General features: G+C 66.1%; 17 protein-coding genes. 9 read left to right on the forward strand and 8 right to left on the reverse strand.

Going from position 1 to position 22,390, the window contains the following annotated elements; genetic code table 11:
- From ACZ7KI_RS16175 to ACZ7KI_RS16195, 5 genes are read right to left on the reverse strand one after another with little or no spacing between them, the layout of a single operon-like run.
- Nucleotides 1–1,284, reverse strand: a complete 1,284-nt coding sequence (locus ACZ7KI_RS16175) for an FAD-dependent oxidoreductase (RefSeq protein WP_470273906.1) — start codon at nucleotides 1,282–1,284, stop codon at nucleotides 1–3.
- Nucleotides 1,281–2,957, reverse strand: coding sequence for a prenyltransferase/squalene oxidase repeat-containing protein (locus ACZ7KI_RS16180; protein ID WP_470273907.1), 1,677 nt, complete (start codon nucleotides 2,955–2,957; stop codon nucleotides 1,281–1,283). The genes ACZ7KI_RS16175 and ACZ7KI_RS16180 overlap by 4 nt, the downstream gene beginning before the upstream one ends.
- Nucleotides 2,954–3,922 (reverse strand): UbiA family prenyltransferase, encoded by a 969-nt coding sequence (locus ACZ7KI_RS16185; RefSeq protein WP_470273908.1) that lies wholly within the window; start codon nucleotides 3,920–3,922, stop codon nucleotides 2,954–2,956. Before ACZ7KI_RS16185 ends, ACZ7KI_RS16180 begins: the two co-directional genes overlap by 4 nt.
- 7 nt (nucleotides 3,923–3,929) lie before the next feature.
- Nucleotides 3,930–4,913, reverse strand: coding sequence for a polyprenyl synthetase family protein (locus tag ACZ7KI_RS16190; protein ID WP_470273909.1), 984 nt, complete (start codon nucleotides 4,911–4,913; stop codon nucleotides 3,930–3,932).
- Nucleotides 4,910–5,890 (reverse strand): aminotransferase class I/II-fold pyridoxal phosphate-dependent enzyme, encoded by a 981-nt coding sequence (locus ACZ7KI_RS16195; protein ID WP_470273910.1) that lies wholly within the window; start codon nucleotides 5,888–5,890, stop codon nucleotides 4,910–4,912. Before ACZ7KI_RS16195 ends, ACZ7KI_RS16190 begins: the two co-directional genes overlap by 4 nt.
- An 840-nt stretch (nucleotides 5,891–6,730) precedes the next feature.
- On the opposite strand from ACZ7KI_RS16195, the gene ACZ7KI_RS16200 reads away from it, so the two are divergent.
- From ACZ7KI_RS16200 to ACZ7KI_RS16225, 6 genes are all read left to right on the forward strand, one after another.
- A complete protein-coding gene (locus ACZ7KI_RS16200) occupies nucleotides 6,731–7,966 on the forward strand; it encodes an ABC transporter substrate-binding protein (protein ID WP_470274079.1) in 1,236 nt (411 codons plus the stop codon).
- A complete protein-coding gene (locus tag ACZ7KI_RS16205) occupies nucleotides 7,963–8,871 on the forward strand; it encodes a carbohydrate ABC transporter permease (RefSeq protein ID WP_470273911.1) in 909 nt (302 codons plus the stop codon). The genes ACZ7KI_RS16200 and ACZ7KI_RS16205 overlap by 4 nt, the downstream gene beginning before the upstream one ends.
- On the forward strand, nucleotides 8,868–9,698 hold the full coding sequence (locus ACZ7KI_RS16210) for a carbohydrate ABC transporter permease (RefSeq protein WP_470273912.1): 831 nt from the start codon (nucleotides 8,868–8,870) through the stop codon (nucleotides 9,696–9,698). Before ACZ7KI_RS16205 ends, ACZ7KI_RS16210 begins: the two co-directional genes overlap by 4 nt.
- A 633-nt stretch (nucleotides 9,699–10,331) precedes the next feature.
- Nucleotides 10,332–12,167 carry an Hsp70 family protein gene (locus tag ACZ7KI_RS16215; RefSeq protein ID WP_470273913.1) on the forward strand — a complete coding sequence of 612 codons (1,836 nt, stop codon included), beginning with the start codon at nucleotides 10,332–10,334 and terminating at the stop codon, nucleotides 12,165–12,167.
- 136 nt (nucleotides 12,168–12,303) lie between these two features.
- The gene (locus ACZ7KI_RS16220) at nucleotides 12,304–13,185 is read left to right on the forward strand and encodes a polysaccharide lyase (RefSeq protein ID WP_470273914.1); all 882 of its coding nucleotides are present in this window, start codon (nucleotides 12,304–12,306) and stop codon (nucleotides 13,183–13,185) included.
- A 549-nt stretch (nucleotides 13,186–13,734) separates the two neighbouring features.
- Nucleotides 13,735–14,265 carry a hypothetical protein gene (locus ACZ7KI_RS16225; RefSeq protein WP_470273915.1) on the forward strand — a complete coding sequence of 177 codons (531 nt, stop codon included), beginning with the start codon at nucleotides 13,735–13,737 and terminating at the stop codon, nucleotides 14,263–14,265.
- 130 nt (nucleotides 14,266–14,395) lie between these two features.
- Here ACZ7KI_RS16225 and ACZ7KI_RS16230 read toward each other — a convergent pair whose 3' ends face one another.
- Nucleotides 14,396–15,874, reverse strand: a complete 1,479-nt coding sequence (locus ACZ7KI_RS16230) for an alpha/beta hydrolase (protein ID WP_470273916.1) — start codon at nucleotides 15,872–15,874, stop codon at nucleotides 14,396–14,398.
- Between the two features lie 270 nt (nucleotides 15,875–16,144).
- On the opposite strand from ACZ7KI_RS16230, the gene ACZ7KI_RS16235 reads away from it, so the two are divergent.
- The 3 genes from ACZ7KI_RS16235 to ACZ7KI_RS16245 all read left to right on the forward strand — a co-directional run bounded on the left by ACZ7KI_RS16235 (nucleotide 16,145) and on the right by ACZ7KI_RS16245 (nucleotide 18,641).
- Nucleotides 16,145–16,483, forward strand: coding sequence for a PadR family transcriptional regulator (locus ACZ7KI_RS16235; RefSeq protein ID WP_470273917.1), 339 nt, complete (start codon nucleotides 16,145–16,147; stop codon nucleotides 16,481–16,483).
- Nucleotides 16,480–17,433, forward strand: coding sequence for a hypothetical protein (locus ACZ7KI_RS16240; RefSeq protein WP_470273918.1), 954 nt, complete (start codon nucleotides 16,480–16,482; stop codon nucleotides 17,431–17,433). Before ACZ7KI_RS16235 ends, ACZ7KI_RS16240 begins: the two co-directional genes overlap by 4 nt.
- A 170-nt stretch (nucleotides 17,434–17,603) precedes the next feature.
- Nucleotides 17,604–18,641, forward strand: coding sequence for a hypothetical protein (locus tag ACZ7KI_RS16245; protein WP_470273919.1), 1,038 nt, complete (start codon nucleotides 17,604–17,606; stop codon nucleotides 18,639–18,641).
- Between the two features lie 264 nt (nucleotides 18,642–18,905).
- Here the strand turns inward: ACZ7KI_RS16245 and ACZ7KI_RS16250 are convergent, their stop codons facing one another.
- Both ACZ7KI_RS16250 and ACZ7KI_RS16255 read right to left on the reverse strand, forming a co-directional pair.
- Nucleotides 18,906–19,268, reverse strand: coding sequence for a DUF6355 family natural product biosynthesis protein (locus tag ACZ7KI_RS16250; RefSeq protein ID WP_470273920.1), 363 nt, complete (start codon nucleotides 19,266–19,268; stop codon nucleotides 18,906–18,908).
- Between the two features lie 292 nt (nucleotides 19,269–19,560).
- Nucleotides 19,561–22,383, reverse strand: coding sequence for a LysM peptidoglycan-binding domain-containing protein (locus tag ACZ7KI_RS16255; protein ID WP_470273921.1), 2,823 nt, complete (start codon nucleotides 22,381–22,383; stop codon nucleotides 19,561–19,563).
- Nucleotides 22,384–22,390 lie beyond the last annotated feature (7 nt).

Below are 22,390 nucleotides of genomic sequence, written 5' to 3' on the forward strand. Positions count from 1 at the left end.
TCACACCGCCTCCTCGGCGCCGTCGTGTTCCGAGGAGGCGGGATCAGTCCGGACCCAGGTGGGCAGCCGGGCAGAACGCGGATCGGGCAGCCCGATCTGGTGCAGCCGGTCGAGTGGAGTCAGTCGTCGCACCCCGAGTCCGGACATCGTGTGCATCACTTCGTGGCGAATGCGATCGTTGCCGCCCGTCCCGGTCAACGCGCGCTGACCGAGCCAACTCCGGCTGGTGATCATCCGGGCCGCGTTATGGCTGGTGCGCCCGATGTGGCCGAGGTCGACCCGGCGGGCGCTGTCGTAGCGGCGCAGTGCGTGGTCGAGGACCTCGGCGGTCAGCGAACCACCCTGGCGCAGCATCGTGGCCAGTTCGTGAGCGTCGGCGATCGCGCTGTTCATCCCTTGCGCGGCCATCGGATGCACCGAATGCCCACTCTCGCCCACCAAGGCGATTCCGGGCGCCACCAAGGATTCGGCCAGCGATCGGGACACGGGCAGTACTTGTTTCCGCGCCAGAGCGGCGCGGAATGCCGCGGCGATCGGGGTCAGGCCGGGACAGCCGCCGACTACCTGCTCGGCCCACCTGCCCAACCCGTCCTTGTCGAGACCCCGCAGTTCGTCCGGCCCGACCTGGACGTAGAGCCGGACACGCCTGCCGGGCAGCGGGTAGTGCAGCCGCAGCCCGCCTTCGGTGACATAGGCCGAGAAATCCCGTTCCACGGTGTCGACGTCGTAGAGTTCGAACGCCGCCATACGGTGTGGGTAGTCGCGGCGTTCGACGCTGAGCCCCGCCGCCGTGCGCAGGCGCGAAGAGATCCCGTCGGCCGCGACAACCAGCGGGGCGGATACGTCGCCTTCGTCGCTCCGCACTCCGGTCACCCTGCCCGCTGTCCACAGCGGTTCGCCGAACACCACCCCGCGGCGCACTTCGACACCGGACGGGAGCGCGTCGGCCAGTGCTTCGAGGATCACCGGGTAGTCGTGGGCCAGCAACCACGGCTGGCCGGCCGGAAGCCGGCTGTAGTCGAGAGTCATTCGCGGCCGTCCATCGGCCGCGCGAGCGACCAGCTTCGACAGCCGTAACGCGCCCGCCCGGTCGAGTCGATCGGTCACCCCCCACTTCCGCAGGATCGCCAGCGAACCCGGCTGCAGAACCTCCCCTTTGGCGACAGGCGGGGGCACGAGCCGTTTCTCGAGCACGAGAACGCGATGCCCGAGCCCGCCCAGCGCGCACGCGGCGGCGAGTCCCGCCACTCCCGCGCCGCAGACGACGACGTCATATCCGCTCATCGACCCGCCTCCCGGTACCTGCCCAAAGCACGCAGCGCCATTCCTTGGGTGAAGCCGGGGTTGGCGTAGCGGCTGACCCGGCGGACGTACTCGTGCACCGGCTGCGGCTGCCATCCGCCGTCGGGCAGGCGCGTGTCGAGGAGCCAGCGCACACCGTCCGCCACCGAGGCGGGCTCCGCGCCCGCGGCCAGCAACGACGACACCGCCCAGCCCGTCTCTTCGACAGACCCGGGAGTCCCGTGGCCGTCGCCCCAGGACCCGTCGGCGTTGCGGGCCGAGATCAGCCACGCCCGCGCCCGCACCGCGGGGTCACCGCCGGCCCGCCCGCACCGGGCGAAGGTCTCCAGCACCGCGGCGGTACCCATCGTGTGTTCGCGGTACCAGACGGATTCGTAGCTCCCGTCCGGCAATTGCGCCCGGCCCAGCCAGCGCAGCGCCCGGCGGATCCGACGGTCGCCGACGGGAACTCCGGCGTCGAGCATGGCGTCTACGGCCTGTGCGGTCGTCATCGGGCAGGGGCCGCTGTTGGCGACTTTGGTGTTGCGGACGCAGAGGCCCCAGGAACCGCGGCTGTCCTGGCGGCCGCTGAGCCAGGTGACGCCCCGACGGACGGCCTCGGCCTGTCCGGTACCGGGCAACCGGGTCAGCGCGGAGACGATTTCGCCGGTTTCCAGCACCGCGGGCCAGCCGTGGGCACCGGACCAGCCCCAGAACCCCGGAGGACAGCCGAACGCTTGAAAAGGCCGGTCCTGTTGAAGACTCACCAGCAGGTCTCGAGACACCGCGAGCCGGGGATCGTCGCGATAGCCAGCCTCCACCAGTCCTCGGACGGCGTACATCGTCCAAGCCGCGTCCAACGGGGTCGTCGTCCACGAACCGTCGGGACGCATGGTGCGCCGCAGCCAGCCGACGGCCGCGTCGACCATGTCCTGGCCCAGTCCCGCCCGTGCCAATCCGATACAGACGAGACCGGTCACCCAGGCGTCCTCCGACCACGATCCGGCCGAACCTTCGTGCTCGAACGCCTGGCGAATTCCCTTGAGCGCGTTCGGCTCGGCCAACCGGGTCAGCAGGCGGTGCCCGCGGGACTGTGGACGGTGCCGGGTCTGCGCGAGACCGAGTGCCGACGCCATCGGCAGCCGCAGGTCGAACAGACGCCGGTACAACCCCGGCAATAACGCCAGCTCCAGCGGGAAGCGCCGCATGTCCCGCTGCGCCAGCCAGCCCGCCATGCCGTAGAACTGGCGGCACCACAAGACGACCTCCGGATGCGGGATCGCCTCCAAACCCCCGTACTCGGTCATCCACCGGCGTCCCGCGGCCACCTGCTCGGCGCTGCCGTCTTGGTCTACGAGATGCAGCGCGGCCGCCGACACCGCGGTCGGGCCGGGTTCGCTGTCCAGGCCGGGCACCATCGCCCAGCCACCGTCGTCGCCCTGGGTGCGGCGGAGCCGGTCGGCACCAGCCTCGATCAGATCGGCATTGCCGCGCGGGTCCGCGAAGTGCAGCGCGGTAATCGCCCCCGCTGTCGCGAGCGTGGACCGGAGGGTGCTCGCGCCGTAGTCGAAGACCCCGTCCGGCCGTTGCGCCCGCAACAGTTGTTCCGCGCCCTCTGTGATGGCGGCCGAAAGCTCCGCCTCGTTCCGTCCGGTTCCGGTGTGGACCGAGGTCACGGCTTGTCCTTTCCGTTCCCGGCGGGGAACTCGTGACGGGCCCTCATCCGGGCCTGCGTGATAATCGAGAAGGCGAGCGCCGGCACCAGAGAGAGGAGGGCGGCGGAAAGACCGGCCGCGCCGGCGATAACCGCCCCCGCGAGCACGAGCCGCTCGACGACCAGCAACTCGTGTGACCGCAGCGCCCGCCTCGGCGTGAGCGCGATCGGGCTCGCGACAACGAAAGCGCGGACGCCGAGCACGGCAGCGACAGCGAGCGATACGAGATACGCGTTCGGCGATTCCGCGACGAACGCCCCCGCGCCCACGGAGACCATCCCCGCGACCCATAACCCGGTCGCGAGCCGCACCGCCACCACCACGCCGTGCCGGACGGGCACCGACCGGTAGCCGCCCGCCCGGTCACCGTCGACGTCACGGATCGTGCCGATCAAGTTGGAAGCGGTGTCGTGCAACAGAAATCCCAGTGCCACCGGGGCGAGCGCCCACGGCGGCCAAGGCGTCGCGGTCATCGCACCGATTGCCACCGCGAGCGCTGACAGCATCCCGCGGCTCAGATTCCCGGCGAGCCCCATTCTTTTGAACAACGCGCTGTAGGCGATGATGCCGGCCATCGCCAGTACGAAGACCGGCAGAATGCGCCAGTTGACCGCGACCGCGATCGCCAGTGACGCGGCAGCGCAGCCGATCCCGCAGACCAGTGCCACGGCGGGCGACATCCGGCCGGACGGGATCGGCCGCTGCGGTTTCGCGATCGCGTCCAGGTGCCGGTCGAAATGGTCGCCGAGGTAATGCCCGGAGAGCCACCCCAGAACCGGGGCGAGCACCGCTACCAGGAGTTCGACGGGCTCGCGTCCGCCTGCGACCAGCGTGCCCGCGAGCCCGAGCAACGCCGGGTAGGGCGTCGTGTACGGCCGCCAGGTCTGCCAATGGGCCGTCACCTGTTCGCGGACTCGCTGCGGCACCGGCACCTCAGCTGTCACGATCGACGGCGATTTCGGCGATCTCGACCAGCCGCGCCATCGCGGCTGTCCGCGGCAGCTCGCTCAACCGCGCGACCGCGCCGCGGGTCCGCTCCCGGGCGCCCTCGTACGCGGTCCGCAACGCGCCGCTTCCCAGTACGGAAGTACGCAGCAACTTGAGCGTTTCTTCGGGGGCAAGGGTTCCCGACAGCGCGGTCTCGACGGCCTGGCGGTGCTCCGGACCGCCGTCGCGATACGCGATCAGCACCGGCCAGGTCGGCCGGAGATTGGCGGCGTCACTGACCGCGGGTTTTCCCGCGCGATCGGGAGAATCCAGGTAGGGCAGGCAGTCGTCGTGCATCTGGAAGGCCACGCCGATGTCCCGGCCGTAATCACCGAGCAGGTCGATCTGCTCGGCGGTTCCACCACCGAGCAGCGCGCCCGCCCTGCCCGCGGCTCGGAACAACGCGCCGGTCTTCAACTCGGCGACTTCGAGGTAGTCCGTCAGGTCGGCGGCCGGCGAGACCAAGGCCGACTCGAGTGCCTGACCACGACATAGATCAGTGCCGGCGCGAGCGAATTCGGCGACGACGGACGCCACCGTGCCGGACGGCGCGGAACATTCGGTGACAGCCGCGAAAACGTCGAAGAGCAGGGCATCACCGGCCACTATGGCGTCGGCCACGCCATAGCGCGCATGAACCGAAGGGCGGCCACGCCGCAGGTCGTCACCGTCGATGATGTCGTCGTGTACCAGCGACGCCACGTGCAGGTGCTCGAGCGACACGGCGGCCGGAAGCACGGCGTCGGCGGTGCCGCCGACCGCTTCCGCGGCGGCTATGAGCGTCAACGGGCGCAACAGTTTCCCCGGTGCCGACATGGCATACCAGGTCAGTTCCTCGAAGCGGTCGTCGGATCGATCGCGGCGACGGACGAGCGCATCGCGGATCGTGGCGAAATGCTCTCCTGCCGCCTCGCGTGTCGTGCCGGTCATCGAACCGTCTCCGCGGCGAAACGGCGAGCAGCCTCGATCACGATGTCGTTGGCCTCCGGAACGCCTGTGCTCACGCGCACCCCTGCTCCGGCGATCTCCCGGACCGCTACCCCACATGCGGCCAGGTGGGCGACGAAGTCCTGGTTACGCGCACCGAGCCGGACCCAGAGGTAGTTTCCCCCGCTCGCGGGAACGTCGAAACCGAGGTCGCGCAGTCCGAAAAGGACCCGGTCGCGTTCGGCGGCCACTTCACGACACTGGTCACGCATGCGTTCGCCCGCGTCGAGCGCGGCCAAGGCGGCTGCCTGGGCGGGAGTGGACACGCGATGAAACGGTGTCGTCCGGCGCAACGGGCCCACCACCTCCTCGGCACCCACGACGTAGCCGACACGTAATCCGATGAGACCGTGTGATTTTGAGAACGTGCGCACCACCGCGATCCTCTGGTCGTCTTCGCTCAACGTTGTCGCATCTGCGATGGAACCGGGATCGGCGAATTCCCGATAAGCCTCGTCGACGAGTACGAGCACGTGCGGTGGCAAGGCATCGAGCAAGGTGGTCAGCTGGCGGGAATCGAGCACCTCGCCTGTCGGGTTGTTCGGGTTGCACAGCAGAACGACTCGAGTCCGGTCGGAGACGGCCTCGACGACGGCGTCCAGATTCTGACGGTCGTCGGCATCACCGGGTACCGCGATGGGCTCGGCTCCCGCGTTGCGGATCAAGAGCGGGTACAGTTCGAACGACGGCCAAGTGTGCACTACCGCGCTGTCGGGTTCGCAGTGCGCGGCGAGGAACTGCTGCAGCAACGCACCGGACCCGGCGCCGGCGACGACCCGGCCGGGCTCGGTGCCGAGTTCGTCGGCCAGCCGTGACTCCAGTCGTGCAGCGAGGGCGTCACCGGTCAGGTTGACCGAGGGCAGCGACTTCGCCAATGCCTCCCGCACTCCAGGCAACATCGGCCAGTGATTCTCGTTCAAGGACAATTGGTGAACGACACGGCTCAATTCGCGAACCCCCGAGTAGCGAGTAGCAATAAATTGAAGTTCATCAACTATCGATCGATGTACATACCCGAACAGTCTTTCTTATTCATCGCGATGGCAAGGCTTGATAGTACGTGTCAGTGATTTTCACACTATCTCAGATCACGACTTCGCCCGCTAGAGACTTTCGGTCAGAACGGTTCGAATATCGGGCACACTTTAATTGCTTCCGCATTTCGGCGATATGGCCGATCGGTACGTGGTCCGCGGACTTCGCATCGTGGTGCCGCCACTCGCGAAGGTGGTCAAGTCGAGGCGCGGAAGGGCAGGGTCATGGGGATCTGACTTGACATTGTCGATCGCGACGCCGGAAGCCCAGGGACCGCCTGGCCGCTAACATGCCTGGCAGGCGGTCGCTCCGCATAGTCCCCATCGAACAGACCACCAGGCGTCTCACCGGGTTCTGGTCACCAACCAGGTTCGCGCGGAGCACCTCGAGCCGCTGCGTGGGCTGCGGGTGGCCGCCGTCGTGCCGAAGGCCGCGGCGACGGGCGATCGGCTCGCGGAGGTGGCCGGTGCCGTGGTACGGGATGACGACCAGGCTGCACCTGCGCAACCGGTCGCATACCGTCGCCTACACCTTGCGCACCGGCACCATCCAGTGTCCTGAACAAATCTGTGCCCTTTTGTTCAGATTCCCGGGTGCGTTCGGGCATTGTCACCGGCGCCGGTGAACCAGCGAGCACCGGAGACACGGGACCGCTTCAGGCAAGCGGTACGCGACGGAGAAGAGGAATCGTGTTCACACTCAGGCGGAAGCGAGCCCTGGCCCTCATGGCGGCGGCATCGCTGGTGCTGACCGGATGCGCGAGCAGCGCCGAGGACGGCAAGACCACGCTGACGGTGGCGACCTTCGGCGAGTTCGGCTACGGGCCGTTGTTCGAGCAGTACGAGAAGCTGCACCCGGACGTGCGGATCGAGAGCAGGGTCGCGGACTTCGACTCGCACCACAAAGGACTGATCACGCAGCTGGCCACCGACCGGGGAGCCGCGGACATCGTCGCGATCGAAGAACAGTACATCCCCCAGTTCCTGCAGTCGAAGGACAAGTTCGTCAACCTCGCGGACCACGGTGCCAAGGACCTCGCGGGCCGGTGGTCCCCGTGGAAGTGGCAGCAGGCGGTCACGGACAACGGCAACTTCGTCCTCGGGCTCGGCACGGACATGGGCAGCCTCGCCATGTGCTACCGCCGTGACCACTTCGAGCGGGCCGGGCTGCCGACCAACCGTGACGAGGTCGGCAAGCTGTGGCCCACGTGGGAGGACTTCGCGAAGACCGGCGACCGATTCAGTGCCGCGATGGCCGATGTCAAGTTCACCGATTCGGCGGGCACGGTCTACACGGCCATGCTGAACCAGTCGACGGAGAATTACTTCTCCGTCAAGGACGACTCGTTCATCGCCGACACCAACCCGAGCGTGAAGCGGGCGTTCGACGTGTCCGGCGCCATCGCGGACAAGGGCCAGACCGCCGGTGTCACCACGTACACGCAGGAGTGGAACGTGGCGATCAAGCAGGGCTCGTTCGCGACGATCGCCTGCCCGTCGTGGATGCTGACGATGATAGAGGAGGCGGGCGGTCCGGAGAACTCGGGCAAGTGGGACGTCGCGAGGGTGCCGGGACAAGGGGGCAGCCAGGGCGGCTCGTTCCTGACCGTGCCGGCGCAGAACGAGCACGCCGAGCGGGCCTATGAACTCGCCCAGTGGCTGACCGCGCCCGAGCAGCAGAAGAGGCTGTTCCTCGAGGCCGGGATCCTGCCCAGCGAGCCGCAGGCCTACCAGGCGCCGGAGGTGCTCGACAACACGGACCCGTACTTCAGCGATGCACCGGTCGGCAGGCTGTTCGCGGCGGCGGCCGACGAACTACGGCCCAACTATCGCGGGCTGCGGGACGCGGAGGTACGTCCCGAGTTCGGCAAGGCGCTCGGCAGGGTCGAGGACAAGAAGCAAACCGTCCCGCAGGCATGGGATCAAGCGGTCGCCGGCGCGCGAGGCGTACTGTCGAAATGACCAGGAAAAGGCCGCGACGCTGGGACGGAAGGGGCTCGCCACTCCTGTTCGTGGCACCCTTCTTCGTGATCTTCGGCGTCTTCGGCCTGTTCCCGATCGGCTACACAGCGTGGATTTCGCTGCACGATTGGCATCTCGTCAACGGCGACGAAGGGTTCGTATGGATCACCAACTTCACGACGCTGCTGAGTGACCCGGACTTCTACAACGCGCTGTTCAACACCGTCAGCATCTTCGTGCTCGCCACCGTGCCCCAACTGTTCGGCGCACTCGGCGTCGCCGCGCTACTGGACCGGCCGTTGCGGGCCGGCACAGGGTGGCGGGCGGGTGTGCTGCTGCCCCACGTCGTCTCGGTCGTGGCCGTGGCGCTCGTGTTCACGCAGCTGTTCGCCCACGACTACGGCGTCGTCAACTGGCTGCTCGGCCTGGTCGGAATCGACCCTGTGCAGTGGTCGTCGCATACCTGGTCGTCCCACCTCGCCATCGCATCCATGGTCATGTGGCGCTGGTGCGGATACAACGCGCTCATCTACCTGGCCGCGATGCGTGCCGTGCCGAAGGCGCTGTACGAAGCCGCCGAGCTCGACGGTGCCTCGCGCTGGCGGACGTTCTGGTCGGTGACCGTTCCCGGAATCCGGCCGACGATCGTGTTCACCGTGATCGCCTCGACGATCGGCGGCCTTCAGCTGTTCACGGAGCCGCAGCTGTTCGACTCGTCGGGCCTGTCCGGCACTGGAGGCAACGACCGGCAGTTCCAGACTTTGGTCATGTACCTGTACGAGCAGGGCTTCGGCAGGCTCGACGCGGGCTACGCCGCCGCGGTCGCGTGGCTGTTGTTCGTGCTGTGTGGAGCCTTCGCGATGGTGAACTTCCGGCTCGTCGGGCGCTTCATCGGGCAGCCATGACAGCGCGCGAGAAGCGGCCGGGGTTCCTCGGTTACGGGATGCTCGTCGCGGTGCTGGCCGCGTCGGTGTTTCCGCTGTACTGGTCGTTCGTAGTGGCCTCGCGGGGAAACGCGGCGATCGGCGAGAGTTCGCCGCCGCTCGTGCCCGGCGGCCACCTGGTCGAGAACATCCGCGCGGTCTTCGACACGGTCGACTTCTGGCTGGCCATCCAGAACTCGCTCATCGTGTCGGTCACCGTGATGGTGTCCAATGTGGTCCTGTCCAGCCTGGCCGGGTTCGCCTTCGCGCACCTGCGGTTTCCCGGGCGGAACACGCTGTTCCCGGTCGTCGTCGGCACGATGCTCGTGCCGGCACAGCTCGGCGTCATCCCGCTGTACCTGGTGGTCGGCGAGCTCGGCTGGTATGGCAGGCTCGAGGCGGTGATCGTGCCCGGTCTGGTGAGCGCGTTCAGTGTGTTCTGGATGCGGCAGGCCTGCGAGGAATCCATCTCCACCGAACTCGTCGACGCGGCCAGGATCGACGGCTGCTCCCTCCCGCGCATGTTCTGGCAGGTCGCGGTACCCGCGATCCGGCCTCAGGCCGCCGTACTCGGCATGCTCACGTTCATGACGGCCTGGAACGACTTCTTCTGGCCACTGATCGTGCTGGACCCCAACGAGAATCCGACCGTCCAGGTCGCTCTCGCACACCTGGCGAGCGGATACTTCACCGACTACGCCCTGATGCTGACCGGAGCGACCCTCGCCGTACTTCCGGTGATCTGCGTGTTCCTGTTACTCGCCCGGCAGATCGTCACCGCGATCGAAAGAGGAGCGCTCCATCGCTGACGCCGTCATCAAGGGTGGACAAAGGCGGGCGGCGTAGCCAGGTTGGCTGTTGCGGGAAGAGTTTCCGGCCAAAGAGCGCGCTTCGTCGGCCTTGCGGCAAGTCACCGCACCGCCGGGCCCCGACCGATGAACTCCCGGAGCTTGCGGTTGGTGACGATCGGCCAGAGTCTGCTGTCCCAAGAGACATGAAATGCCTCCGCCGACGTCGAACGTCGAGACTTTCCCTTACTATCACGCAGCTCGCTTAGTGGTTGCCATCGGAAGTCCTTCGGGGGTATTCGGCGGATCCAGGTTTCCGCTGGGCGTGCGGCCGCGAGGTCCTCGTACCGGGTTGTACTCGGGCCTCGCGGCCGTGCGTCCAGCGGGAAGCTGGGCCGTCGAGACCCCGAAGGACTTCCGGTGGTGACCACTTAGGCCAGTCTTGAGGTTGCGATAGTTGACTGTGCCGTAGGGGCATGGTGTTCCGTCGAGGCACAGTCGGCTTCGGTCGGCCCGGTTTCGCGAGGAGGACTTCATGGCGCGGAGACCCGCCAGATCGACGATCGGCCACGGCGGTTTCCGATTGCCGCGGCACCAGGCGTTTCTCGGGCCTGGGCCAGCAAAGCGAGCATCGAAACAAGCGCTGGAGGTGTCGTGCCGTACGCGCTGGGCGTAGACCTGGGCACCACGTTCACCTCGGCCGCCATCAGCGACGACGCAGGTACGAGAATGGTGCCGCTGTCCCCGGCCATCGTCGTGCCCTCAATGGTCTACCACGCGCTGGACGGGACACTGCTGACCGGCGCGGCCGCCGAGCAGGCCGCCATCAGCCCGGACCGGATCGGACGCGGTTTCAAGCGGCGGATCGGCGACCCGACACCGCTACTGCTCGGCGGCTCGGCCTACTCACCGACCGCACTGATGGCCGCCCAGCTCCGTGACGTGCTCGACCAGATCACCCGATCGATGGGTAGCGCGCCCACATCGGTCGCACTGACCTACCCGGCAGTGTGGGGGCCCTACCGGCGCGAGCAATTCGCCGAGGTACCCAGACTGGCCGGCCTCCAGAACGCACACCTGATCACCGAGCCCGAGGCAGCGGCCACGCACTACAGCCGCGAACGCACCCTCGGCGACGGCGAGGTCGTCGCCGTCTACGACCTCGGCGGCGGCACACTCGACACCACCGTGCTGCGCATGCGCGCCGACGACATGGAGATACTCGGCACACCCGAAGGCATCGAGCACATGGGTGGCATCGACTTCGACGACGCCCTGCTGTCCCACTTCGACGCGCGACTCGACGGCGCGATCACTCATCTCGATCCGGCCGACCCGTCTTCCGCCCAAGCGCTGGACGCGATTCGCGGGCTTTGCGTGCGCACCAAGATCAAGCTGTCGATCGAGCCCGACGCGACAGTGACCGTGCCTCTGCCGTCGGGGCCACGGGAGCTGACGATCACCCGTCGGGAGTTCAACACGGTGATCCGGCCCTCGGTGGAACTGAGCGTCAGCGCATTGCGGCGGACGGTTGCGTCCGCGGGCTTGAGCGGCGACGACCTGTCCGCTGTCTTGCTCGCGGGTGGTTCATCGCGGATCCCGCTGGTGGCCCAGCTGATCTCAGAGGCCTTCGGCAAGCCGGTTCGAGTGGCGCAACACCCGAAGTTCACAGTGGCGCTCGGCGCAGCCGCGGCGGCCGCCCAACTCCACTCGAGCCCGGTCGCGGAGAAACCGACGTCCGAACGGGTATCGGTAACCAACGCACTCGAACGAGAGCCGAAGTCGGCAAAGCGCAAGCTACGCAGGTCGGGCACCATCGTGACGGCGGTAGGCGCGGTGCTCGCCCTGGTCGGCGTCATCGCCCTGACGGTGTACTACCCCGGCTTTCGTGATTCGCCTACGAGCTCTCCGCAAGCAGGTGCGACAGACGGCTCATCGAGCAACGTCACATCCCCCACCGAACCACGGGTGTTCTTGAGCGACGCACTCGTCAAGCCCTACCGCGGATTCATCCACTCGGACGAGGGCAAAAGGCGCAGCAAAGAAATTCTCGGTGAAGCAGCGGATCCGGTGATCAAGGCGCGCATCGAGGACGGGTTGCACGTGACGTGGCAGGGCGGCTCCTCAGGGCAGGTTTACCTGCAGTCGGTGAAGCAATTCGTGGACCTGTCGTCCTACACTGATCAGCGTGGGGCGCTGGTGTTCGACATGCAGGTGCACCAACCGCCGGACGGTTCGACGGCTGTGAGTGCGCAGTGTGGGCTTCCGTGCGAGGGCAAGGTCGACACGACCCCGATATTCAAGAACCTTCGCGCGGGTGAACATCGAACGGTCGTCATTCCGTTGAGCTGCTTCGTCAACAACGGCCTGAACCCCAATCTCGTCGAAGTTCCGTTCCTGCTGAATTCGACCGGTTCTTTCGACGCCACATTTCGCAATATCAGGTGGGTAGCGAACGCCGCGAACGACTCCGAGTGCCGGCTTCCCTGAGGTGGAGCCAGCGTTCCTAGCTGTTCGGGAACACCGGCCCCGCACCTGCCTGCTCCGCGCGCTGCCCGAGGTCACGCCTCCCTGGGCCAGCGATCCGATCGAACAAGACCCGAAGCGAGGAACGACGTTGAAATGGATGGCGGTCATCACCAGTGCCACGGCCGCGCTCACGCTGATCCCAGTGGTCGGCCACCTCGACCTGGGCTCCTCCCCTGAACCGGCCAAAGCCAATGCCTACTTGGAGAACACTTTCGAGCGCCCACCGGTGGGTAAACCGTACTCGCTCGGAAACTGGAGCAAGGACGGCTGGACCGCACCCTGGTCTCTTGGCATGGATGAGCGGACCCTGATCGACGACACCGTCCCGGCGCACAGTGGCGAAAAGTCCCTGCGGGTCAAGTACCCCAAGGGGAAGATCGGACCGGAGGAATCCGGCGCGCAAGCGCCCTTCGAACTGGAGAAGTCGCGCGAGTACTACGTGTCCATGTGGGTCAGATTCGACAAGGGCTTCAGTTGGGGGACCACGGAATACGCGGGCAAGGTCGGGATCGGACTCGCGGGCGGGGCGTCGTGCTCCGGCGGCCAGACCTGTGACGGCACCAACGGCTTCAGCTCCCGCTTCATCTGGCGGACCGCGAGCGGTGAGGCGGCGTTGTACTACTACCACATGGACAAGCAGGATCAGTACGGCGACTACGTCTCACTGAAGAGGAACGACTCGATCGTTCACTGGCCGAAGGGCGAGTGGGTCCACATCGTACAGCGGGTCAGGGTCAACAGTGTCACGGATGGCCAGGCCAACCGCGACGGCGAGATCGAGGTCTTCTACAACGGCGAGCGGGCCGCGGAAGTGACCGGCCTGCGCTTCGTCACCAACGACGACCAAGTGGACAAGGCGTACTTCGACAGCTTCGCGGGCGGCGCCACCACGAAGTTCGCCCCGCGGAACGACAGCTACGCCTGGTACGACGACATCAAGGTCTCGACCAGGCGTGCGGATATCTCCGGACTGGACTGACCCATTCCTCCCTCCCCGGCCAGGGTCCCGGCAAAGTCGCATAACTGCTGGTCGGCTCCGCCGCTGGAGCGGGACAGGGCGAACGTGTCGTGGTGGCCCCGGCGGGAGCGGGCTCACGCAAAAGGCCTCACCCTGCTTCTGACCGTCTATAAGGGACGCTTTTCGAGTCAACTGTGCCCGGTTTCGAGAGGGGGTCGTGAGTGATTTGGGTCGTTCTATTATAACCCTCATTATCACTCACGACCCCGCACAGAAACGTATACAGCGGCATCAACCGGACGCCCAATCGCCCGGTGGTGTCCCTTGTGGACAGTGAAACCTCTCCGGCGTCCAGAATCGGGCCTGCCCTACCTCGGCTCGCGTGACGAAAGGGTCAATCCCGCCTGCATCGACCGCGGCCTACGCGAACGCGAGATCCGCATCCCCGAAACCTGAAGTTGTTGGCAGGAAGCCAAGCGAGGTGTGCATTCGGCCAGAACTCGCTGACAGAAGTGCCGAATTGTTTCCGGTACCCCGTGTGAAATAGTGGCACGCCGTATATCTGGGAACATGTCAGCCAGCGATGTCCCAGCAGCGGACCCTGATCGGGTCGACTGCGTTCTCGATACGCAGTACCCGTACTTCTATCTCAGCGAGAACACCACGTTGATCAACCTCGCGATCCCCAGTTGGACCGGGATGGCCACCGCGTCGGGTGGAAAGCTGCAACTGAAGGTGCCGTGGACCGCGAAGCAGGCGCGGGTCTCCATCGAGGTCGAACCCGTCGAGCCGGATGACAAGATCAAGGAATTCGACGACGTCATCGAATTCGGCTACCGGTCCGCGACCGGGCTGGCCGCGGTACTGGACTGGTCGAGGACGCTGGCCAGCCCGCTGGATCTGCTACCGGGTGACTATCGACTTCGCTATCATGTGCGGGTCTCATCCCAGGAAGCCGCGGAGCCCATAAACGGGCGCGGCGCGGCGGCGGAAGCATTGATTCAGCTCTGGCCCGCGGAACTCGGCGACAACGAGGAACTGCGGATTACCGGAGCACTCGGGAACTTCTGGCACCCCGGGGCGCGGCCGAGGAGCGGCTGACTCATCCGGATGAAGTCTGATGACGAGGGCAGCCGCCCCGCGGTGATCATGTTGTGACGCAAGGAAACCGTGAGGCGGCTGCGGCTGTCATCGTAGCGGGCGAGCGGAACACTACCTGCTGCCACCTTCGTCAAGACGTTCCCTCGGCCGCGCACGCGAGATCCTTCGGCGGACGCTTTCCGGTGACGAGGTACTCGGTCGTGGCGTCGTTGAGGCATTTGTTCTTCTGGTAGAGGTAGGCACCGTGCCCGCCCTGGTCGGCGGTGATCATCCGGGCGCGGTCACCGAGGGCCGCACGCATCTTCTCGGCACCGGACAACGGGGTGGACGGGTCTCGGAGGTTCTGCACGATGAGCACGTTCGACGGCCCGCGGCCGGTGATCTCCACCGGGAGCTCGATCGGCTCGGTCGGCCAGAACGCACACGGCCAGATGTTGGACGCACCCGCACCCCACATCGGGTGCCGGAACCGGTCGGTTTCGACCTGACGTTGGTAGAACTCCACCGACTCCGGCCAGTTCCGGTCGTTACAGAGCACCGCCAACTGGGCGGCGGCGGCGTTGTCCGCAGGCTGGTCCGGCGCCGGCGGCGTTCCCGGCAGCGGTTCCACGGGCTTGCCGGTGTTGACGGCACGCCACATCTCGGCCGCCTGGGGCAGGCCCGCGTCGGTGTACATCCGCTCGAACGTGCCCTTGCGGAACTGCTTGCCGTCGAAGCCGTCCGCCATCGGTTTCGCGTCCAACCGGGCGGCCAGTTCGTAGTACTTCAGCTTCGCCTGTTCTGCCGTGGCGCCAAGGCCGTACTCCGGGTGAGCGGCGATGAACTTCGCCAGATCCGGGAACCTGTCTTCGACACCCTGACCGAACCCGCGCGAGGCCTCGGGACCGCTGCCTTCGTCGCTCATCGAGCTGTCGAGCACGATCCGGTCACCGCGGTTCGGGAACATCGTGGCGTAAACCGCGCCGAGGTAAGTGCCGTAGGAGACACCGAGATACGAGAGCTTCCGCTCACCCAGTGCCTCGCGGACCTTGTCGATGTCACGTGCGGTGTTCGCGGTGGTCATATACGGCAGGATCGACGCCGTCGAAGAGGAGCCGCATCTCTTGGCGGTCTCGGCCATCCTCTTCGCGCGGTTCGCGACATCGGCCGAATCCAGCGCGTATTCCGGGATGTTGGCGGTCTGTGACGTCCCCGGCGGCATGTCGCAGGTCACCGGGGTGCTGTAGCCGACGCCACGCGGATCCATGCCGACCACGTCGTAGCTGTCCCGCACGCTCTGCGGCAACCCGAGATAGGTCAAGATCATCGAGTAGTTCATCGCCGGGGCGCCCGGTCCGCCGGAATTGAGCAGCAGTACACCGCGACGCTTCTCCGGTTTGACACTGGCCATCCGCGAGATCGCGATGTCGATCGTCTTGCCACCGCGGTCGTTGTAATCCAGCGGAACCTTCAGCGTCCCACACTCCAGCGGCCCCAAAGGTGTGCCACTGGGGCACTTCCCCCAGGTCACAGTGCCCGGCGGGTCCGGTGCCGCGTCCGCAGCCAAGCCCGGCAGGGCGAGGGGCGCCACCAGGGCGGCGGCGAGAACGGCAACGACAGAACTTCGCATTGAGTGCTCCTCCTCGGGGTGACGCCATCGCACCGTCCACAGCGGACGATGGTGCGCGCCGAATGCAGTGAACACCGTGTCCCAAGGGCACACTCAAGTCGAATCACACGTTCGAGTGCGCGCTGTCGTCCTTCGCTCGATGATCCACCGTGAACGATGCGTTGCACCTGCTCGTACAGCGTCTCGGTCAAGAGTGGCAGCGAGCAGCGAAGCAACGCCCACCGCTATATATCGGTTCATGATATATATGGACTCATGGCGGAGCGAGGTATGTCCGAGCAGACGTTCCTGATGCTGATCGTGCTGGCAGAGGAGCCGCGGCATGGCTATGGAGTCGTCCAGCGGGTGCACGAGCTGTCCGAGGGGCGGGTGCGCCTGCGGGTCGGCACGCTCTACGGCGTGCTGGACCGGCTGGTCGCCGACGGCTGGGCCGAGCACGACCGAGAGGAGATCCACCAGGGCAGGCTCCGGCGCTACTACCGGTTGACCGGGGCAGGCAACGCGGCACTGGCCGAGCAGACCCGCAGGCTGGCCGCGAACGTCGACGCTGCCAGCACGGTGTTGCGAGCCCGCGGCCAATGGCCCCAGGCGGCGGAGATGCGGGCATGATCGGCGCCGAGACCCAGTATCGCGCGCTGGTGCGGGTACTCCCGGTCTGGTATCGCGCCGAACGCGGCGACGAGATGGTCGGCACCCTGCTCGACCTGCACGACGAACGGGCCCGCTCGGCACTGTGGAGCGAACTGTGGGCCCTGCTGGCACTGGGTGTGCGGACGCGGCTCGCGGGCCGGGCGGCGCCCTCCCGCACGGTCGCGGTGGGTGACCTGGTGCGGGCGGGTGTACTCTTCGGCCTGCTCTGGGGCGTGCTCAAATCCGCGGGCCACGCCGGCAACGACCTCTGGCCCATGATCGCGCGTCCTGGCGTGGGCCTGCCCCCGGTCCTGCACGCCGCGCTGAGTTCCGATCTGATCAGGGACCTCATCCTGCTGGCGGCCGCCCTGGTCCCGCTCGCACTGCTGGTGGACGGGTGGCGCCGCGCGGCGCGGATCGCCGCCGGGGCGATACTGGCCGCCGGGGCGCTCTGGGGCCTGACCAGGTACTCGCTCAGCCTCGGCCCGGACCTCGTCGTGAACTACGCCCCGCAGTGGCTTCCGCTGGTGCTGTTGCTGCTGGCGTTCCATGCCGATGCCCCGCTGCCGCCGGCGCGCCCGTGGTGGTGGGCCATCGGCGGAAGTCTGGTCGCCGCCGTGACAGCCGGGTACGTCTTCGCGAGCGACCTCAGCGGGCATGCCGGGCTGTCCCCCCTCGTCTGGCTGTGCACGATCGCTGGTGCCGGATACCTGCTTCTACGGCGCCACATCGAACAGCGCACGGCGGCGTGGACACTGGCGCTGGCCCTGTGTATCGCGCTGGTGGTGACCCAAACTCTGATGCTGAAGCGCTGGATCATCACTTTCGACATGCTTGCGATCGTCCAAGTCAGCCTGGCCGGGCTGGTTGTAGCGGCCCTGGCCGTCACCGGAATCCGTGACTACCGCCGGACCGTCGTGAATCGCTGAGCCTTCTCGATATCTTTTCCTTCTCACGCGAGGATTTTGTTCTTATGGACGCCATTCCTGTCGCGCCCTCTCACGCCCGATTACAGCCAGTCGACATACCACGATCACAGGCGGGAAACCGCCGGAACAGCCTGGTCCCGTTCGCAAACTGGCCACGACGAGTGGCCACGATGATGTTCGTGGTTGTGTTGCTGCTCGCGGGCTACACCGGATTCCGATTGCCTTCGGACTGGGCTGTCACACTCGAATCCGTTTCGCTGACCGACGGGTTTCACCGCCGGTTCCTCGTCGGCACCGTGCTGCGGCCGTTCGCGTCGCTGTTCGGGTACCACTACGTGTTGTACGCCGTCGCCGCCTTCGCCGTGCTGGGGATGATGCTGACGGCACTGGTAGTCGCGTTCTTCCGGACTTCTTCGGTGAGCAGGCGATTTCTCGTCATCGGCTGGCTGCTGCTGCCGACCGGCGGTTACCTGTTCCACGAGGTCGGCTACCTCGACCAGGTGGTGTACCTGTTGCTGTTCGCTGCTTTGTGGGCACTGCACCGCAACCGGCCGGTACTCGCCGGTGCCCTGATGGTGGCTTCCGTGCTGACACACGAAATCGCGCTGCTCACGGTGGTTCCAGTTTTCGGGTTCATGGTCCTGCGGAAGCTCCCGTTCCGGAAAGCCTGCGCGGTTCTCGCGCCGTCCGCGGCCGCCGGACTGGTGGTGCTGGCGGTGCCGCCTGCCGAAGCAGGTGCGGTGCAGAGATTCCAGCAAGTACTGGCGAACGCGGGTTTCTCGTACCGCGAAGACGCGCTCGAACTGTTCGACCGTACCCAGGCGCAGAGCTGGCAGCTCTACTCGATCACCGACGTCCTGCTCTACCTGCTGCCGATCCTGCTGGTGGTGGTGGCCGGTTTCCTGATGCTGCACCGGCCTTCGGCGGCGACTCTGGTACCACTCACCGCGGTGGTGGCACCCATGCTGCTCGCCTTCGGCGGATGGGACGAGGCACGCTGGGGATTCCTGCTCATCACCAACTTCGTACTCGTGCTGTGGCTCCGTTTGGACAAGCGGGAACTCGACCTGCCGCGGTTCGGTGCGCTGGCTGCGATCCTGCTGGTCCTCACTCACCTGCCGATGCCCTACTTCGACGGCTACCGGCCCCGCGACCTCACACTGGTGGGCACTCCGCACGCCGGAGGGAACGTCACCTCCTCCTCGTAGCTCGCCACCGTAGCTGCCTAGCCACACTCGATCCTCTGCCGCGCGAGCTGGAGGCCTCCAGGACCGGTCATTCGAGGCCCGAGAGTCGGAGCTCAGGGATGCTGCGATCGTCCGGCGGCAGCTCGTTCGCCCCTCCGCGGAAGAACCGGGGCCACGTTGGCCAGCAACGTTGAGAGCTCGCCCCACCGCAATGAATAACATCGAGGTTCGCAGGCTGATACTTACCAAACGTGGCGGGCGACAAGCGCCCGCCACGCGACAGATTCAGGCTTCGCCGTAGAAGCCTGGGATACAGCCCACGCCGCCGTTCCACCATGCGTCGACGACGCGCCAGCGGATTCCGAACTGCAGGTCGGAGACTCCTGGGCCCACGCAGACATGGAAGATTGTTCCCCAGAAGTCTTGGACGTCGAGCATGATCGTCGATCCGGTTCCACCGTCACAGTGGCGATACATTCCCATGGGAAAGTAGCCGCACGGATCTCTCAGCTCAGGACTCGACTTGGCGGAGACAGCCACTTCCTTATTACTGGCAGCAGCGACGCTGGTACCACTCACACCAACTTCGAGCATCAACACCGTGGCACACACAAGCAGTGAGGCGCGGATCTTTGCAGAGGATGACATGTTCTCTCCTTTGAGCTCTTACCCTCGAACGAGGACAGACCCATGCCTATCGCAGCGCTTTCCAGTGAGGGCAAGGTAGAACACCGGTAAGCCTGTCCTCACCTGGGACAATTAACCCGTTCGATAGTCCTGAGACGGCAGCTAAGGCGTCATTTGTCCGCATCAGCGGACCAGCGATTCGAACCCGTGAGTAAGAAGACTGGAAGCAGGTCGACAGATGCGGAGCTTCAGAGCCAGATACACGCTGCGACCGGGCGCTACTTCGCCCCCAGCGCGCGCCTAAGGTACGCACCTACTGTCGGGCGGCCTTGCGATTGAGCACTTGACTCACGAGGGCGGTGGTTTCGTCGTCGAGTTCGACGTCCAGCGCGGTGGCGAGCTCTGCCAGTTTGTCCACGGTGTCCTTCACGGCACCGAGGTTGCCTGCCCGGTACTCCACGCGCAGTAGGTCGCGGTACAAGAGTTCGCTGACCGGTTCGGCGATCAGACCACGAAGCACCGCTCGGCGCGCACCGGAGAGGTCGTCTGTCTTCTGGCAGGTGTCGACTAGTGCATGGGCTACATCGACGATGGAGTCGATCATTTCGCGCTGGAACCAAGAGTTCCAGGCGTACCTGCCTTGAGTGATGTTGCTGAAGGGCATGCCTGTGACGAGATCGAGGGCCGCGTCCAAGTGGTGTCGGCGCGCAGCCGGCTCATCGTTGAGCCCCAGCTCGGCGAGTTGCTGAAACCGGCGCCAGTCACTGCTCATCGAGTTCGAGAGCCGGTAGCCGCCACCATTGGCTTCGACGTTCGGCAGATAGAGGTCGCCATTCTGATCGCGGCCGAGCCAAGTCCGCAGACGCGAGATGTATCCTTGTCGAGTAGAAGCGGACCAAGCTTGAGTGTCAGTTCCGAGCTGGCGGGAGATCTCGTCCGCGGTAGCGCCCGGATGGAGAAGAAGAAAAGCCGCGAGCTCAGTCAAGCGGTTGATCTTCTTGCCTTCGACCTTCGTCGAGTCGAGATTGTACAGACCGACGGGGCCGAGAAGGCGAAGCTCGGGGCCGACGGCTGGCTCGGGTCTGGAGTCAGCTTCAACGCGAGCGGCAAGCTCACCGGATTCAATAGTCTCCGGCAGCTTGTCGGGCTCGGGTGGAACATTTCGAAAGTCATCGGCAGGTTCCTGGTCCATGTCGTCTGCAGCGGCGAGCGCGGTGACGAGTCCTTCGGCCTGTTCGGGGGAAAGTCGCTGGAGATCGATGTCGAGACCCAACGCTGCGACAGGAGAAGGTCTGATGGAGACGTCGAGTTCCCATGTGCCTGGCGGCTTGCCTTGCGGTGATGCGGCCGAAACGACGGCGGCAAGACTGGACGCTGACATCAGGCTGGCGATGCGTTCCTGCTGCTCGGCGTCGAACGGGCACGCGGACAAAATGATCTCGGCCATCGAGCTAGGTGCGGCGCGACGTTCGAAGAGTTGCAGTACCTCGTCGACGGTGTCGAAGTACCGCAGCCGGTCCGGGTTGTACGTGGCTGTGGATTGTCCGAAGCCAACGAGCGTGACGACGAGGCTGTCGGCCCAGGCTGACGCCGACAGCTCCCAAGCCATCGCGAGCAGAACAGCCTCGACGTCTTCGGCTGCACCGGCGAAGCTGATCGCACCGACCTCGTGGAGATTCACCAGCACCAGGTCACGACGAATATCGTGGCCTAGCGAGACAAGCGTCGGATAGGGCGCGGCTCCTTCAACGTCGACTAGTTCGGCGGAGGAGTCCAGGCGCCAGACGTTTTCGGAGACCGTCACAAAAGGTTTGGGCGCCTTCCCCGGATGCCGCAGATGAAGAATGACACCTCGAGAGCCGACGATTACGGAACGGATCGCCGGAAGATCGTGTCCTGCCTCGCGGACGCGGCTGGCAAGGGTGCGCAAGGAAGCATCGAGCATCTCGACCGTGGCCGGTTCTTCAGCCTTCCGTAGCGCGGTTTCCAGTTCGCCGGAGGATCGGCGCCGCCGGAAGCGGTGTCCTGGTCGCCGACGTCGTTGCGCCAGCATCCGCCGTCGCGCGAGCATCGCGAGTACCCCTGCAGCCAGAAGACCTCCAAACCCGGCGGCAAGCAATGGTGCGATGCTTCCTTCGGCGTCGGCATCCACCTCGACAGGTACCTGGACAGGGGCGGGCTCAGGTGCCTGTTCCCTCGGAGATGGGCTCGGTTCCGCAGGCTGAACTGGCGGCGCCGGCGCAGCATTCGCCTCGGGTGCGCAGCCTGGTGGAGTTGTGGCCGAACCCGCGGAAGCTGATCCACCACCCGCGTCAGGCGTTGCCGCTCCGGGAAGTCGAAGAACGTCGCCGGGATGGATCAGATCCGGGTCGTCCAAGATCCGGCCTCCAGGCAGCGGCCGACCTCGGTTGAGTTCGAAGATCTCGACGTACCGAGCGGCCGAGCCAAGGTGCTTCCGAGCGATCTGAGTCAGCGTGTCACCTTCGTCGACGACGACCTCGACGCACAGTGGTCCGGCAGGCAGCGCGAGGTGCCAACCGGGCTTGATCAGGCCGATGCTGCGGAGAGCCTCGCCGTCAGCCTGACGTCGGCCCTGGTTCAGATCGAAGATCTCCTGGTATCGGCTCTCGTCGCCGAGCTGCTCGGCCGCGATGGTCATCAGTGAGTCGCCTGGAACGACTGTGTACCCGCCGACAGGCGAAGGCTCTGCCTGATCCGAGGTCTGGTAGCTGCTTTGTCCGGAGACCTGCGGGGCGACGATGGAAGGCGGGGCGGCAGACTGCGAGGCCTCCGCGGCGGTCGCACCGACCAGCAGTCCGAAGAGGACACCGGCCACGAGGCGTTGAGCCCAGCGGAAGCCGGGCAGTCGCGGCGCGACCATTCCACGCGCGAGTGCGACGCATTCGAGTACGACGGCGACAACGAGTTGCAACCAGGCGATCATCCCGGCGATCGCCACCAGGAAAAGGAACACCTGACCGCTGTCTCGCTCGGTGATCCAGCCGACGACCTCGTGGATGGTCGGCACGTGGTCCGGCAGGAACACCGACCTGCACGCCCACAGGAAGAGCGGCGGCCCGACGACGAGCAGAACCAGACCCAAGACGCCGAGGAGGATTCGTGCGAACCTTCTCATCGCAGCT

Source organism: Amycolatopsis sp. NPDC039088 (assembly GCF_055598845.1).